Here is a 16,095-nt window from a genome sequence, read left to right as displayed (position 1 = left end):
AATGGGCTTTGTGCAGTGCATCGTCAACCCGCAGAGCCATGCTAACGACTCGCAACTGGAGCGCGGTTTTGCGCGGGATTTTGACCTGCGCGCTAACCGATGCGAAGAGCGCGCATGGCCTTCTACCACCCGATCCTCTTCCGCCTCGACGCCGAGCGCGCGCATACCCTCACCATCGCCGCGCTCGGCGCATGGGGGAAGGCCGGCACGCCGCTCGCCCCCAGCGTGCCGCGGCTCGCGACGACGGTGGCGGGGATCGCCTTCCCTAACCCTGTCGGACTGGCGGCAGGCGTCGATAAGGATGGGCGTGCGATCGACGGGTTCTTTGGGTTGGGGCTGGGCAGCGTCGAGATCGGCACGCTCACGCCGCTCGCGCAGCCCGGCAACCCCAAGCCCCGCATCTTCCGCCTTCCCGAAGACCGTGCAGTCATCAACCGCCTCGGCTTCAACAATGGTGGCCTCGACGCGGCACTCGCCCGAGTGTGTTCACCCGCGAAGGCGGGTGCCCAGTCTGGGTCACCGCCTTCGCGGGGAAACAAGGTGCTCGGCATCAACGTCGGGGCGAACAAGGACGCGACCGATCGCACCGCCGACTACGTCCACGGCGTAACCCGAGCGGCACCCCACGCCGATTACATCACCATCAACATCAGCTCCCCGAACACCCCCGGCCTGCGCGATCTCCAGCACGGTGCAGCGCTCCGCGACCTCCTCGCCGCCTGCACCGGCGCCAAGGGCACGACGCCAATCTTCCTCAAGGTCGCCCCCGACCTCGAACCCGCCGACATCGACGACATCGCCCGCGCCGCGCTCGACAACCGGATCGACGCGCTGATCGTCAACAATACGACGATCTCTCGCCCTGGATTGCGCTCGGCCAACGCCAAGGAAACCGGCGGCCTCTCCGGCGCGCCGCTAGCCCCGCTGGCCCGCCAGCGCCTGGCCGACTTCCGCAAGGCCACCGGCGCAGCGATCCCACTAATCTCGGTCGGCGGGATCGACAGCGGCGCCGAAGCCTATGCCCGCCTCCGCGCCGGCGCGAGCCTCGTCCAGCTCTACACCGCTTTGGTGTACGAGGGGCCAGGCCTCCCCGCCCGCATCCTGCGCGAACTGGATGCGCTGCTGACCCGAGACGGCATCGCCTCGGTCGCCAATGCGGTAGGGACAGACGCTTAACGATCCTCCCCCGCCAGGGGGAGGTGGCTGGCGCTTGCCAGACGGAGGGGGAGGAAAGGGAACCTCTGCGCCGTATCCTCCCCCTCCGTCGCCTTCGGCGCCACCTCCCCCTGGCGGGGGAGGATCGCAAGGGCGCGAGACCGCTTGCCTCATATCCGAACCGCGCTAGGCTCGCGCTCGATGAAGATCTCCCTCCTAGCGCTCGCCCTTCTCGCCCCCGCCGCTGCCGAGGCACGCCAACCGGCCCTTGCCCCGGCAAAAGAGCAAGGCATGGTCAGCGCCGCAGACCCCCGCGCGGCCGCCGCCGGCGTCGAGATTCTCCGTGCCGGCGGCAGCGCCACCGACGCGGCGATCGCCACCATGCTCGCCCTCAACGTCGTCGAGCCGCAAAGCTCCGGCATCGGCGGCGGCAGCTTCTGGATTTCCCACGCCGCGGGCGGCACGCTCAACACGATCGACGCGCGCGAAGAGGCCCCCGCCGCTGCCGATGCGCGCTGGTTCTACGCGCCCGACGGCACGCCGCTCAGCCATTCGGACGCAGTACCCGGCGGCCGCAGCGTCGGGATTCCCGGCGCACTCCGCGGCATGGCGCTCGCGCACCGCGCGTCAGGCAAGCTTTCCTGGGCGCAACTGTTCGCCCCCGCGATCCGCTTGGCGACGAACGGTTTCCAGGCCTCCCCCCGCCTCGTCAACGGCATGAAGGCGTATGGCGACCACATCACGCCCGAGACGCGGAAACTCTTCTCCGCCCCCGACGGCTCGCCGGTGACGATCGGCGCCATCATCAAGAATCCGGAGCAGGCCGCGCTCCTCCAGCGCATCGCCACCCGCGGTCCGGACAGCTTCTACGTCGGTCCTGAGGCGCAGAAGATCGTCACCGCGGTCAACACCGCCGCGCGCAATCCGTCGAAGATGACGCTGGGCGATCTCGCCAGCTACGACGCCAAGTCGCGGCCGCCGGTCTGCGTCAAATACCGCGTCTACCGCGTGTGTGGCATGGGCCCGCCCTCGTCCGGCGGCATCACCGTGCTGATGATCCTGAAGCAGCTCGAACGCTTCGACATGGGCAAGCTCGGCAAGGACAGCGCCCAAGCCTGGCATCTGTTCGCCGAATCCTCGCGCCTCGCTTATGCCGACCGCGACTTGTACGTCGGCGATCCCGATTTCGTCCGCGTGCCGGTGCAGGGCATGCTCGACCCCGCCTATCTCGCCAAACGCTCGGCGCTGATCTCGCCGACCACGACGATGGCGAACGTGTCGGCCGGTTCGCCCCCCGGCGCCCCTGCCCGCGTCCGCGCACCGGTCAGCGAAGTCGCAGGCACGACCGACATTGCCACCGTCGATGCGCTCGGCAACGTCGTCGAGGTCACGACCACCGTGGAGGGCTATTTCGGCTCTGGTCTGACGGTCGATGGCACCGTGCTGAACAACCAGCTCACCGACTTCGATATCGTCCCCGAGAAGGACGGCGCGCTCGTCGCCAACCGTGTCGAGGGCGGCAAGCGACCGCGCAGCTCGATGTCGCCTACCATCGTCTACGGCCCCGACGGCAAAGTTCGCCTTGCAGTCGGCGCGGCAGGCGGTTCAACGATCATCGCGCAGGTGGCCAAGGCGATCGTCGGCGTGGTCGACTGGAAACTGTCCGCGCAGGACTCGATCGCGCTGGGGCTGCTCTATGCGCCCGGCCACGTTGCCGCTGTCGAAAAGGGCACGGAGCGCGAGGCGATGGTGCCGGCGTTGCAGGCGCTCGGCGAGACCGTCCAGGTCGCGGCGCTCGGCCTCAAGGCAAACGCGATCGAGCGCGTAGGCGGCAAATGGGTCGGCGCTGCGGACCCTCGCAGCGAAGGTGTCGCTATCAGCCAGGACGGTACCGTCACCCAGATCGTACGCGTCGGCACCCTCCAGCGCGCGCCGGAATAATTCTCTCCGTCACCCCGGACTTGTTCCGGGGTCCACGGTCCCGCATCATTCAAGGCCGGAGAGTGCGTGGAACGGTGGATGCCGGAACAAGCCCGGCATGACGGGGGAGATCCAACGCGGTATAGCCCGCTACAAAGCCGTCGTAAGACCAGCCGCATGAATGCCGGTCAGAGAGCAGTTCAGGAGAGACAATGGCCCGCCAGCTCGAACGCTTCCCGAACCTCGTCACGATGTTCTTCACGCGCGCCGCGGAGAAGGGCGACGCCCCGTTCCTGTGGACCAAGACCAGCGGTACCTGGGTCGCCACAAGCTGGGCCGAAGCCGCGCGCCAGGTCGCCAGCCTCGCCACCGCCCTAACCACGATCGGCCTGAAGCGCGGCGACCGCGTGATGCTGGTCAGCGAGAACCGGCCGGAATGGTGCCTTAGCGACCTCGCGATCATGGCGGCAGGGTGCATTACCGTGCCGACCTACGTCACCAACACCGAACGCGATCACCTGCATATCATCGAGAATGCGGGCGCCTGCGCGATCATCGTCTCGACCGCCAAGCTCGCGAAAACGCTGCTTCCCGCAGTGATTCGTTCGAACCAGGCGCAGACCGTCATCGGGCTCGAGGACATGAAGGTCCCTGCTTCGATCGACTTCCACAACTGGCACGCACTGATCGCCGCGCACCCGACCGCGCCCGAAACCGCCGCCGCCCGCGCCGACTTCGCCCGCGAAGACCTCGCTTGCATCATCTACACGAGCGGTACCGGCGGCGCGCCGCGGGGCGTCATGCAGCACCACGGCGCGATCCTCCACAATTGCGCCGGCTGCGCGAGCGTGATCTCGGAGGATTTCGGCTGGGACGACGAGGTCTTCCTCTCGTTCCTACCCTTGAGCCACGCCTACGAACACACCGGCGGGCAGCATTTCCCGATCTCGCTCGGCGGCCAGATCTACTACGCGGAAGGCCTCGAAAAGCTCGCCGCCAATATCGAGGAGACGCGCCCGACGATCATGTTCGTCGTCCCCCGCCTGTTCGAAGTCCTCCGCACGCGCATATCCAAGACGATAGAGAAACAGGGCGGCGCTTCGGCCTATCTCCTCGCCCGCGCGCTCGACATCGGCGGCAAGCGCTACGCCGGCCGCCTCCGCCTGATCGACCGACCGATGCAGGCCGCCGTCGCGACCCTCTTCAAGCCCAAGATCTCGAAGAAGTTCGGTGGCCGGCTGAAGGCGATGATCTCGGGCGGCGCGCCGCTCAACCCTGAGGTCGGCCTGTTCTTCGAAGCGCTCGGCCTCACCTTCCTGCAAGGCTATGGGCAGACCGAAGCCGCGCCGGTCATCTCGTGCAACCGCCCGAAGGCCGGCGTCCGGATGGATTCGGTTGGCCCGGCGCTCAACGACACCGAGGTCCGGATCGCCGAGGACGGCGAGATCCTGGTGCGCGGCGAACTCGTCATGCACGGCTATTGGCGCAACGACGCCGAGACCGCCAAGGTGCTGAAGGATGGCTGGCTCCACACCGGCGACATCGGCGAGATCGACGACCGCGGGCGGATCCGCATCACCGACCGCAAGAAGGACCTGATCATCAACGACAAGGGCGAGAACGTCGCGCCCCAGAAGGTCGAGGGCATGCTGACGCTACAGCCCGAGATCGCGCAGGCGATGATCGCGGGCGACAAGCGGCCGTACATGGTCGCGCTGATCGCGCCCGATCCCGAGTGGACGCAGGAATGGTGCGCGGCCAACGGCGATGCGTGCAGCTTCGCGCGGCTGGCGGAGAACAGCGAGTTCCGGACTGCGCTGGGCGCGGCGGTCGAGCGGGTGAACAAGGAGCTGACGGTGACTGAACGGATCCGGCGGTTCGTGCTGGCGGATGGGCCGTTCACGATCGAGAACGAGCAGTTGACGCCGAGTTTGAAGATCCGGCGGCATGTGTTGAAGCAGGTTTATGGGGAACGGCTGGACGGTTTGTATGGCGGTTGAGGATGGGAGTTACCCCGACCGGTAGCTACGCCACCCCGGCGGAGGCCGGGGCCCAATTGGAAAGGTCGCGGTAACGAAGCGCGAACCTCCGTTAGCACCGTCCCCCAATTGGGCCCCGGCCTTCGCCGGGGTGGTGTTAGTGTTGTAGTGGCGGCCGTACGCACTCCCTTGTTCTCCCGCGAAGGCGGGAGTCCAGTCTGGGTCCCCGCCTTCGCGGGGAAACACTCTTTATTCGTGATTTACAGCGCTTCCATGCGGCGGCGGGCTTCGGCGGCTATGGCTTTTCGGTCGCCATACTCCGCGGGGTCGAACGGTTCGGCAAAGTGCAGCGTCGGTACGAACGTGCCTTTACGCCTCAATACGCGTGCCGCGTGATGTTGGCCGAGTTCGTCGCCCACCCAGGCCAGTTCGTGCGTCGCCGCACCATAGTCGATCCGCACCGGCTGCACCTTCACGCCGGGCGGCGGCGGATCGAGCGCGGCGAGCAGCGCGGCCTTGAACGGGAGTAGCGTCACGCCGTCCCCCGTCGTGCCCTCGGGAAACAGCGTCACCGGCCAGTCCTGCGCGAGCGTATCGCGGACCTGTGCGATCTGATCGGTCACCGCCATGCGGTCTGCGCGGCTCACGAAGATGGTGTGGTTGAGCGTGCAGAGCCAACCGACCAGCGGGGCGGTGCGGAGTTCGGATTTGGCGACGAACGCGGTGCCGGTCGCGCCGGACAGGAGGAGGATGTCGATCCAGCTCAGGTGGTTCGAGACGAAGACGACGTGGTGACGCAGGGGCTTGCCGACCACCCGAACCCGCGCGCCAACGATCCGCGCGACCAGCCCCAGAAAGCGCGGCGGCCATGGCGACTTTCGCCCGAACAGCCGCCACATCGCATGCAACGGCAGCGCCAGGATCACCGCGAGCAGCAATGCCGCCAGCCGCGCGCCAAGGCGGATGCCGCCGATCGCGTCAGTCCTTGCGGGCGAGCGCGACGCCGTAGAGTTCCATGCGGTGATCGACCAGCCGGAAGCCGAGCTTCTCCGCGATCGCCTTCTGCAACTGCTCGAGCTCGGGATCGACGAATTCGATCACCTTGCCGCTCTCGACGTCGATCAAATGATCGTGATGCGCCTCGGGCGCAGGCTCGTAACGCGCGCGGCCGTCGCCGAAATCGTGGCGGTCGAGGATGCCGGCTTCCTCGAACAATCGAACGGTGCGGTACACGGTCGCGATCGAGATGCCGGGGTCGATCTGCGATGCGCGCTCATAGACCTTCTCGACGTCGGGATGGTCGTCCGCCTCCGACAGCACGCGCGCGATGACGCGGCGCTGCTCGGTGATGCGCAGGCCCTTCTCGTTGCAGAGTGCTTCCAGATCGATCTTGCGCGGCATGATGTGTTCCCTCGTTGCACCCCATGTAGGACGTTCGCGCTGTTGCGAAAAGGGATAGTGACTCGCAATAAGGCTTAGCTGTTGATATCTTTCGAATATGTATGTGCGTCATACGCGACGCCGGTCTTGCCGCGGTAATAGGCGCGGCGCTCGCCGACCTTGGTGAAGCCGTGGGCGCCGTACATCTTGACCGCGTCGTTGCCGGCCCGGACTTCGAGATGGAGCTTGGCGATGTTGCCGACCGAGCAGTCGGTGATCGCGGCGCGGATCAGCGCGGTGCCGACGCCGCGGCGACGATAATCGGGTGCGACCGCGATCAGGAGCAATTCGGCTTCGTCGGCGACCGACCGGGTCATCGTGAAGCCGGCGGGGACGTCGTCGACGAAGGCGAGCGTCAGGTGAACGCCGGTGAGCGCCAGCACGCCGAGCGATTGGCTACGCGTCCACGCCTCGCCGTAGCGCGGGTCGAACGCATCGGTCATCAGCGCGTCGACGATCGCGAGATCGCGTGCGTCCCCGGTGCGAAGCGTGACGGCACGCGTGGCGGCTTGGCGCGTGGCCATTATTTCGGCACCGACGGCTTGGCGTCGGGTGCGCGGCCGTAGATCGGGCTTGGCGGCAGCGCGGTCAGTTCCGCGGGGAGCAGGATTGCGGAGGCTGCGTCGGGCAGCGCTTCGGTGAGGTCGAGCACCCCTTCGAACTGGGCTTCCAATGCAGCGAGCCAGCGGACGCCGTTGCCGACCGCGCGTCGCCCCGCCAGCGCGGCGAGCGCGGCGGCGGGCTTCAGCGATACCATGTCGGATCGCGGCGACAGATCGGCGGCAAAGGCCTGCATGAAGACCTCGCCATGCCCGCCTTCCATGACGACCGCAATATCGTGGGTTGCTCGGTCCGAAAAACCGGCGGCGGCGACAAGGGGGAGAGAGGAAAAGCCAGCGATCTCCGCACCCCAGCCGAGCGCCAGGCCGCGGGCGGCCGCGATACCGACACGGACGCCGGTGAAGCTGCCGGGGCCGCAATCGACCAGGATTTTGTCTGCTCGGCCACCTTCCGGAAGCTCGGCGATCATCGGGATGAGCCGCTCGGCATGACCGCGACCGACGACTTCGTGCGCGCGGGCGATGATGGCGCCGGACTCGATCAGCGCAACCGAGCAGGCGGTGGTGGATGTCTCGATGACTAAAGTGCGCATGACTTCTTACCCTCTCCCCTCAGGGGAGAGGGTAGGGTGAGGGGCGCCGCGAGCGCTGCCCTTACCAACCGCCCCTCACCCCGACCCTCTCCCCGCAAGGGAGAGGGAGCAGGTCCCTCCCAATCAAGCGATACTGTTGAACTTCGCGAAGTCGGGGCGCGGCGAGCGGGCGTAGATCGTCGCGGGATCGCCGTGCCCGAGCGTCGAGATGAAGTTCGTCCGCACCGCCGGCGTATCTTGAAAGAACGCCGCGTCGACCTTGCCCGCGTCGAAGCCAGACATCGGCCCGGTATCGAGCCCGAGCATCCGCGCGGCGATAATGAAATACGCACCCTGCAACGACGAGTTCCGGAAAGCCGAGGCCTCGCGCAGTTCGGCGTTGCCGTCGAACCACGACTTCGCATCGGCGTGCGGGAACAACTCGGGGAGATGTTCGTGGAAATTGGTGTCCATGCCGATGATCACCGACACGGGCGCGTTGAGGATCTTCGGCTTGTTTTGCGCGCTGCAGGCGTCGGCGAGCTTCTGCTTGGCCTCGTCGCTGGTCACCCAGATCAGGCGCGCGGGAAGCTGGTTAGCCGAGGTCGGGCCCCACTTCATCAGGTCCCAGATCGCGTGCAGTTCGGACTCGGCGACCGGCTGGTCGGTATAGCCGTTATAGCTGCGCGCTTCGCGGAAGACGGTATCCAGTACGGCGTCGTCGAGTTTCTCGCGCATCAAACGGCTCTCACTTCGGTGACTTCGGGGACGTAATATTTCAGCAGCTGCTCGATGCCATTCTTGAGCGTCGCGCTCGACGACGGGCAGCCGGCGCAGGCGCCCTGCAATTGGAGGAACACCTTGCCCTTGTCGAAGCCGCGATAGACGATGTCGCCGCCGTCGTTCGCCACCGCCGGACGGACGCGCGTTTCGATCAGTTCACGAATTTGCGCGACGATGTCGGCATCGGCGGGATCGTCCGACAGCGCGGGCTCGTCGGAGGGCACCGAGAAGCCGGCGCGCGCAGGCTTGAACAGTGGCATCGCGGCGGAGAAGTGATCGAGCAGGATCGCTAGCACGTCGGGCTTGAGGTCCGACCAGGCGGTGCCCGGCGCGGCGGTGACCGAGACGAAATCGCGGCCGAAGAACACGCCGGTGACGTCGCCGAGACCGAAGATCGCATCGGCGAGCGAACTGGCCTCGGCTTCCTCAGGCGTGGCGAAGTCGCGCGTACCGGCTTCCATGACGGTGCGTCCCGGCAGGAACTTCAACGTCGACGGGTTTGGAGTGGATTCCGTTTCGATGAGCATGAGGGGCATGTGGCCCGGCGGGGTCGGCGGATCAAGCGCGGAACGGGAAACGGATTCTTTCCGGGGGTGTGGAGGGGCTCAACCTCGAGAAGAAAATTGTTCTCCCGCGAAGGCGGGAGCCCAGACTGGGCCCCCGCCTTCGCGGGGGAACATCCTAGAGGGAACGCAACAGTCAGACGTCGAGCTGTTTCACTGCGGCGTTCCAGCTGCCGATGTTGCGGACCGCGTCCTGAACGAAGGCGGAGCGGCGGACGATGCCGAGGAACAGGTCGGCGATCCACTTGCCCGGGTTGCGTAACGGGCGTTCGAACTGGATCAGCAACACCACGCGGGTGCCGCACGTGTCGTTCCACACCTCGTGCTGATACGTGTCGTCGAACACCAGGGTCTCACCCTCGGCCCAGCGCACCACGCGGTCGTGGACGCGCATACGCACGTCGCCGTCGCGCGGCACGATCAGGCCGAGGTGGCAGGTGATCAGCCCTTTGGTCACGCCGCGATGCTCGGGGATGTGCGTGCCGGGCGCGAGGATCGAGAAGAACGCGCTGTTGAGGCCGGGGATGCGTGCGACCGCCGCCGCGGTGTGTGGGCAGCGCGCGAGGCTCTCCTCGATCGGATAGCCGTAGCCGTAGAGGAAGAACGAGCGCCATTTGTCGATCTCGGCGATCGAGCGGTGATCGGGCGAGATCGTCGCGAGGCTGGGCGATGCCTCGCCCTGGAGCGCGACGTGGACCGCCTCGTCGCGGATCGCGGCCCAGTTATCGCGCAGGCCCGCGGTCCAGGCGAAATCGCGGACGTCGAGCACCGGATCGTTCGACACCAGCGAGGACGACGCGATCATCCGGTCGAATACGCCGCGCAAATGCTTGCCGACGCGGATGATCAGCGGGCGGTTGGTGTCGGCGACCATCGGCGCGCCGGGCCGGGGTGCGCCGGAGATGACGTTCAGATCGGGCACGCGGGCGCTGCGCCGTACCGCCGGCTCGCCCAAATCCCGCCACATTGAAGACTGCCCCAATTCGTGGCCCAGTTCGTGCCCCAGTTCGGCTTCGACCGTCATTGCTACCCTGCATCCCTGCGCGTCGCCCGCGCCGATCCCCTTGTTCCTCCACGACATACCGCGGGTGTTGGACGAAATGATGGCAGCCGCGACCACCCTCTGTGGTGCGACGCTGGCCCTCTATGGTGCGACGCTGGCGAAGCGCGCGCGGGGACGCTACAGATGCGCCATGGTATCCTTATCGCGCCTGTATCGCGCTCCCGTCCTGCTCCCCGTCATCCTCGGCCTCGCTATCCCGGCGAGCGGCCAGATGGCGACGCAACCGGTCGCCTCGACGCCTGCAAAAGAAGCACCGACGCTTCCCGAGCTGACCGGGATCGATACGACCGCATGGCTGTATAAGGGCAGCGATCTTACGCGGGACCCCGAGTGGAAGTTCGGCACGCTGCCCAACGGCATGCGCTTTGCGGTGCGCAAGAACGGCGTGCCGCCTGGCCAGGTGTCGGTGCGCGTGCGGATCGACGCAGGCTCGCTGAACGAGACCGACAGCGAACGCGGATTCGCGCATTTCATCGAGCATCTCTCGTTCCGCGGCTCCGAATATGTGCCGGACGGTGAGGCCAAGCGCGTCTGGCAGCGGTTCGGCGCGACCTTCGGCTCGGACACCAACGCGCAGACCACGCCGACCTCGACCACGTTCAAGCTCGACCTTCCGTCGGCGACCGAGGCAGGGCTCGACGAGAGTTTGAAGATCATGTCGGGCATGATGGAGAAGCCGACGATCACCGACGCATCGGTCGCCGCCGAACGTCCTATCGTGCTCGCCGAACAGCGCGAGCAGCCGGGGCCGCAGGTGCGCTTCGGCGATGCGATCCGCTCGACCTTCTTTGCCGGGCAGCCGCTCGCGGATCGCTCGCCGATCGGTAATATCAAGACGCTGGAGGCGGCGACCGGCGCCACGGTGAAGGCGTTCCACGACCGCTGGTATCGGCCCGAGAACACCGTCGTCATCATTTCGGGCGACATGGATCCGGCACTGTTCGGGCGGCTGATCGTCAAGAACTTCGCCGACTGGAAACGCACCGACCCGGTCACGCCTGCGCCCGATTTCGGCAAGCCCGACCCGAAGGCGCCGGTCTCCGCGACGATCGCCGAGCCGGCGATACCGGCGGTGGTGACGCTCGGCGTGGTGCGGCCTTGGGAGTATAAGGACGACACCGCGATTATGAACCAGAAGCGGCTGGTCGATGTGCTCGCCACCCGCCTGATCAGCCGGCGTCTGGAAACGCGCGCGCGGGCGGGCGGCAGTTACCTGCAAGCCGGCGTATCGATCGACGACGTCTCGCGTTCGGCCAACCTCACCAGCGTCAACATCGTACCGATCGGGACCGACTGGGAGGCGGCGTTGAAAGACGTCCGCGCGGTGATCGCCGACGCGCAGACCAACGCGCCGAGCCAGGCCGAGGTCGACCGCGAATACGCCGATTTCGACACCATCATGCGGACCAGCGTCGAGACTGCGCGTGTCGAGGCGGGCGCCAAGCAGGCGGACGACATGGTCGGCGCGCTCGACATCCGTGAGACGGTGGCGGGGCCTGAGACCTCGTACAAGATTTTGCAGGACGCCAAGGCGAAAGGCATGTTCACGCCCGCCACGCTGCTCGCGTCGAGCAAGGCGATCTTCGAAGGCACCGCAACGCGCGCCTTGGTGAATACGCAGACGCCCGATGCGGGGGCTGCGAACAAGCTGGCGACGGCGCTCAAGGCGGACGTTTCGGGGCTGGCGGGCAAGCGTCGCGCGCAGGCTGCGGTCGACTTCTCGAAGCTGCCGTCGCTCGGCACGCCGGGCAAGGTCGCCAGCCGCGAGAAGATCGCCGCGTTCGACATGGAGCAGGTGAACTTCGTCAACGGCACGCGCGTGCTGCTGTTCCCGAACGCCGGCGAAACGGGGCGCGTGTATGTGCGCGTGCGGTTCGGCGGCGGCTATACCGCGATCCCGTCGAACCGGCCGACCCCGGCGTGGGCGGGTGATCTCGCGCTGGTCGCAGGGGGTATCGGCAAGCTCGACCAGGGCGATCTCGATCAGTTGACCGCCGGGCGCCGGATCGGGCTCGATTTCGGGATCGACGACGATGCGTTCACGCTCGGCGCGATCACGTCGCCGGCGGATTATTCGGACCAGTTGCGGCTGATGGCATCGAAGCTGGCGTTCCCGGCTTGGGATCCCGCTCCGATCGCGCGCGCTCGGGTGGCGGCACTCGCCGGGTTCGCAGGGTATGATTCGTCGCCCGACGGCGTGTTGTCGCGTGATCTCGAAGGGCTGCTCCGCGCGGGCGATCCGCGCTGGGGGACGCCGTCGAAGGATACGGTCGAGGCGCTGAATGCGAAGGACTTCCGGGCGTTCTGGGAACCGATCCTGAAGACCGGGCCGATCGAGGTCTCGATCTTCGGCGACGTGAAGACAGAAGAGGCGATCGCCGCGGTCGCCAAGTCGTTCGGGGCGATGAAGCCGCGGACGGCGGTGTCGACGGTCGGTGCGCCGGTCGGCTTCCCCGCGCACAACACGACCCCGGTGATGCGTGCGCATACCGGGCCCGAGAACCAGGCGGCGGCGGTGATCGCCTGGCCGACCGGTGGCGGGATCGACAATATCGTCGAGGCGCGGCGTCTCGACGTGCTGGCGCAGGTGTTCAGCGATCGGCTGTTCGAGCGACTGCGGCAGGCGGCGGGCGCGAGCTACAGCCCCAACGTGTCGAGCCAGTGGCCGGTGGGGATGGCGACGGGCGGCCGGATGGTCGCGATCGGTCAGGTGGCGCCGGACAAGGTGGCGTTCTTCTTCCAAATCGCGCGGCAGATTGCGGCGGAGCTGGTGTCCACGCCGATCGCGGCGGACGAGCTCGACCGGATCAAGAAGCCGATGGGGCAGTATATCCTGCGCGCCTCGACCGGGAACCAGTTCTGGTTGCAGCAGCTTGGCGGGGCAACGTTCGATCCGCGCCGGATCGCGGCGACGCAGCGGATCGCTTCGGACTTGGTGGCCACCACGCCGGTCGAGTTGCAGGCGACCGCGGCGAAGTATCTGCGGCCGGAGAAGGACTGGACGATGGCGGTCGTGCCGGCGGCTGCGAAGAAGTGATCACTTAACCCCTCTCCCCTCGGGGGAGAGGGAAGGAGGAGCCGCTTGGCGACGGGAGGGTGAGGGCACGTGTCTTGGCGGGCGTGCCCTCACCCTCCCACCCGCAAGCGCGGGCGGGCCCCTCCCTCTCCCCGTACGGGAGAGGGGTTCGAGAGCCCCCTCCCCCCGGCCCCGCAAATTTGGTAGGGCCCCCGGCATGTCCCCTCCCAAAACCTTCCACGTAAAGTCGTTCGGCTGCCAGATGAACGTCTATGACGGCGAGCGCATGGCCGAGCTGATGGCCGCGCAGGGCCTCACCCAGGCCGACGCGGTCGACGCTGATGTCGTCGTCCTCAACACGTGTCACATCCGCGAACGCGCCACCGAAAAGGTCTATTCGGACATCGGTCGGCTGCGGAAGGACCAGCGTCGCAAGTCGGGCAAGACGCCGATGATCGCGGTCGCCGGCTGCGTCGCGCAGGCCGAGGGCGAGGAGATCTTCACCCGCGCCAAGGTCGACATCGTCGTCGGCCCGCAGGCCTATCATAATTTGCCAGACCTCGTCGCGAAGGCCGCCGCGGGGACGCCGTCACTCGACACCGACATGCCGCTGCTGTCGAAATTCGGCGCGCTGCCGGCGCGGCGGAAGGTCGCGCCCTCGGCGTTCCTCACCGTGCAGGAAGGGTGTGATAAATTCTGCACCTATTGCGTCGTCCCCTACACGCGCGGCGCGGAGATCAGCCGCCCGTTCGCAGCGATCGTCGATGAGGCGAAGGCGCTGGTCGATGCCGGCGCGCGCGAGATCACGTTGCTCGGCCAGAACGTCAACGCGTGGTCGGAGAATGAGCGCGGGCTGCACGACCTGATCCGCGACCTCGACCGCATCCCCGGCCTTGCGCGGATCCGCTACACCACCAGCCACCCCAACGACATGACGCAGGGCCTGATCGACGCGCACCGCGACATCGAGAGCCTGATGCCCTTCCTCCACCTCCCCGTGCAGGCCGGCAGCGACCGTGTACTGAAGGCGATGAACCGGAGCCACACCCGTGACTCCTATCTCCGCCTGCTCGACCGCGTCCGCGCAGTCCGCCCCGACATCGCGCTGTCGGGCGACTTCATCGTCGGCTTTCCCGGCGAGACCGACGCCGAGTTCGAGGACACGCTGAGCCTCGTCGACGCCGTCGGCTATGCGCAGGCGTACAGCTTCAAATACAGCCCCCGCCCCGGCACGCCTGCGGCATCGATCGTCGAGCAGGTCCCGGAATCGGTGATGGACGAACGCCTCCAGCGCCTCCAGGCCGCGCTCAACCGCGACCAGCACGCGTTCAATGCCGCTACCGTCGGGCGGACATGTACCGTCCTGCTCGAACGGACCGGCAAGCTCCCCGGCCAGCTGATCGGCAAGTCGCCGTGGCTGCAATCGGTCCACCTGATTGGTGACCATGCGATCGGCGATCTTGTCAAGGTGACGCTCGCGGCTGCTGGACCCAATTCCCTGACCGGGATCGAGCGGGTGCGCGAGGCTGCCTGATACCGTCCAATTGACACCACCCCGGCGAAGGCCGGGGCCCAATTGGGGGACGGAAATAACGGCGGACGATCCCTCGTTACATCGACCTTTCCAATTGGGCCCCGGCCTTCGCCGGGGTGGTACGAGTTTTCGCTGCGATTACCGTGCCATACTCGACATTCCGCTCATTTGCGTGCGGCTTGCTTAAGCCCCCGGGCAATGACACCCGACGTTCCCGCGCTCCACAAAAGATTCCTCTGTCCTACACCCCGACCACCTGTCACACTCGTCTGCGATGCAGATGCGCCCGTGCGATCCGATGCTCTTCCACCCCGCCGTCGCGGCGCTGGTTGAAGGTCGCCGCCCCGCTCCTCATCTTCCTTTCAAAGGTTACGGTTCGACGCTTCCAGGCGTAACCTTTGACACCCTGAAAGGACCGTATGAGCCGTAAACCCGTTCCCGCCCAGTCCGGTGACCGCGCCCGTGTCGAGCTGCTGTTCGACAAGCCCCAGCTCCTCGTCCGGCTCTTCGGCCAGTACGATCAGAATTTGGTGGCGCTCGAAAACCGCCTCGGCGTCTACATCACCGCGCGAGGGAACAAGATCGGCCTGGAGGGCACCGCCGAACAGGTCGCCAAGGCGCGCGACGTGCTCCACGATCTCTATGCGCGGATCCAGCGCGGCGAGGATGTCGATACCGGCCTCGTCGATGCGTCGATCGCGATGGCGGACGAGCCGGTGTTGGCCGGCATCATCCGCGCCGATGCAGGCGGTGGTGCCGCCCCGCCGATCATGATCCGGACGCGGAAGAAGACGATCGTGCCGCGCACGCCGGCACAGGCGCACTACATGCGCGAGCTGGCCAACAACGACATGATCTTCGCGCTCGGGCCGGCAGGCACGGGCAAGACCTACGTCGCGGTCGCGCAGGCGGTGCAGCAGCTCATCACCGGCAGCGTCCAGCGGCTGATCCTGTCGCGGCCCGCGGTCGAGGCGGGCGAGCGGCTGGGCTTCCTGCCCGGCGACATGAAGGAGAAGGTCGATCCGTATCTGCGTCCGCTGTACGATGCGCTGTACGACTGTCTCCCCGCCGAGCAGGTCGAGCGGCGGATCGCCAGCGGCGAGATCGAGGTCGCGCCGATCGCCTTCATGCGCGGCCGGACGCTGGCGGATGCGTTCGTGATCCTCGACGAGGCGCAAAACACCACGCCCGCGCAGATGAAGATGTTCCTGACGCGCTTCGGCCAGAACAGCCGCATGGTGATCTGCGGCGATCCCAAGCAGGTGGATATCCCTGGGGGCGTGGCCGCGTCTGGGCTGGGGGATGCGGTGCGGCGACTGGAGGGGCTCGAGAGCATCTCGATGTGCCGCTTCACCGTCGGCGACGTGGTCAGGCATCCGATCGTCGGGCGCGTCGTCGAGGCGTATGAGGGCAAGGACGAGGCGTAACGGGAGCGGGAACCCCTCCTCTTCGGGGGAGGGATCCGGGGGGCATAGCCGCAAGCGTCGCGGTTGCGGCTATGSCCCACCCC

Annotated in this window: 13 protein-coding genes; 6 read left to right on the top strand and 7 right to left on the bottom strand. The window is 67.0% G+C overall.

Features of this window, described 5'->3' with window-relative positions; genetic code table 11:
* The first annotated feature begins 114 nt into the window (after positions 1–114).
* The 3 genes from VH567_RS17020 to VH567_RS17010 all read left to right on the top strand — a co-directional run bounded on the left by VH567_RS17020 (position 115) and on the right by VH567_RS17010 (position 5,075).
* Entirely contained in the window at positions 115–1,176 is a 1,062-nt protein-coding gene (locus VH567_RS17020; protein ID WP_423327415.1) for a quinone-dependent dihydroorotate dehydrogenase, read from the top strand.
* A gap of 180 nt (positions 1,177–1,356) precedes the next feature.
* Positions 1,357–3,096 (top strand): gamma-glutamyltransferase, encoded by a 1,740-nt coding sequence (gene ggt / locus VH567_RS17015; RefSeq protein WP_423327414.1) that lies wholly within the window; start codon positions 1,357–1,359, stop codon positions 3,094–3,096.
* 191 nt (positions 3,097–3,287) lie between these two features.
* Positions 3,288–5,075 carry an AMP-dependent synthetase/ligase gene (locus tag VH567_RS17010; protein WP_423327413.1) on the top strand — a complete coding sequence of 596 codons (1,788 nt, stop codon included), beginning with the start codon at positions 3,288–3,290 and terminating at the stop codon, positions 5,073–5,075.
* 239 nt (positions 5,076–5,314) lie between these two features.
* On the opposite strand, the gene VH567_RS17005 is transcribed toward VH567_RS17010, so the two are convergent.
* From VH567_RS17005 to VH567_RS16975, 7 genes are all read right to left on the bottom strand, one after another.
* Positions 5,315–5,992, bottom strand: coding sequence for a lysophospholipid acyltransferase family protein (locus tag VH567_RS17005; protein WP_423327412.1), 678 nt, complete (start codon positions 5,990–5,992; stop codon positions 5,315–5,317).
* Positions 5,993–6,032: 40 nt separating this feature from the next.
* A complete protein-coding gene (locus VH567_RS17000; RefSeq protein WP_055873135.1) occupies positions 6,033–6,455 on the bottom strand; it encodes a Fur family transcriptional regulator in 423 nt (140 codons plus the stop codon).
* 74 nt (positions 6,456–6,529) lie between these two features.
* Complete coding sequence (locus VH567_RS16995; protein ID WP_423327411.1) at positions 6,530–7,018, bottom strand: GNAT family N-acetyltransferase; 489 nt, start codon at positions 7,016–7,018, stop codon at positions 6,530–6,532.
* A complete protein-coding gene (gene tsaB, locus VH567_RS16990; RefSeq protein ID WP_423327410.1) occupies positions 7,018–7,647 on the bottom strand; it encodes a tRNA (adenosine(37)-N6)-threonylcarbamoyltransferase complex dimerization subunit type 1 TsaB in 630 nt (209 codons plus the stop codon). Before tsaB ends, VH567_RS16995 begins: the two co-directional genes overlap by 1 nt.
* 123 nt (positions 7,648–7,770) lie before the next feature.
* Entirely contained in the window at positions 7,771–8,364 is a 594-nt protein-coding gene (locus tag VH567_RS16985) for a malonic semialdehyde reductase (protein WP_423327409.1), read from the bottom strand.
* Complete coding sequence (locus tag VH567_RS16980) at positions 8,364–8,936, bottom strand: NifU family protein (protein WP_423327408.1); 573 nt, start codon at positions 8,934–8,936, stop codon at positions 8,364–8,366. The genes VH567_RS16985 and VH567_RS16980 overlap by 1 nt, the downstream gene beginning before the upstream one ends.
* 172 nt (positions 8,937–9,108) lie before the next feature.
* The gene (locus VH567_RS16975) at positions 9,109–9,846 is read right to left on the bottom strand and encodes an aspartyl/asparaginyl beta-hydroxylase domain-containing protein (RefSeq protein WP_423327459.1); all 738 of its coding nucleotides are present in this window, start codon (positions 9,844–9,846) and stop codon (positions 9,109–9,111) included.
* A 319-nt stretch (positions 9,847–10,165) separates the two neighbouring features.
* On the opposite strand from VH567_RS16975, the gene VH567_RS16970 reads away from it, so the two are divergent.
* The 3 genes from VH567_RS16970 (at position 10,166) to VH567_RS16960 (ending at position 16,012) form a co-directional block, all read left to right on the top strand.
* The gene (locus VH567_RS16970; RefSeq protein WP_423327407.1) at positions 10,166–13,072 is read left to right on the top strand and encodes a M16 family metallopeptidase; all 2,907 of its coding nucleotides are present in this window, start codon (positions 10,166–10,168) and stop codon (positions 13,070–13,072) included.
* Positions 13,073–13,268: 196 nt separating this feature from the next.
* Positions 13,269–14,585, top strand: a complete 1,317-nt coding sequence (gene miaB / locus VH567_RS16965; protein ID WP_423327406.1) for a tRNA (N6-isopentenyl adenosine(37)-C2)-methylthiotransferase MiaB — start codon at positions 13,269–13,271, stop codon at positions 14,583–14,585.
* 419 nt (positions 14,586–15,004) lie between these two features.
* Positions 15,005–16,012 carry a PhoH family protein gene (locus VH567_RS16960; RefSeq protein WP_423327405.1) on the top strand — a complete coding sequence of 336 codons (1,008 nt, stop codon included), beginning with the start codon at positions 15,005–15,007 and terminating at the stop codon, positions 16,010–16,012.
* Positions 16,013–16,095 lie beyond the last annotated feature (83 nt).

Origin of the sequence: Sphingomonas sp. 4RDLI-65 (assembly GCF_049472435.1) — a bacterium.
GTDB lineage: Bacteria > Pseudomonadota > Alphaproteobacteria > Sphingomonadales > Sphingomonadaceae > Sphingomonas.
The sequence above is the reverse complement of the archived record's forward strand: the minus strand, read 5'-3'. Positions and strand labels throughout refer to the sequence as shown.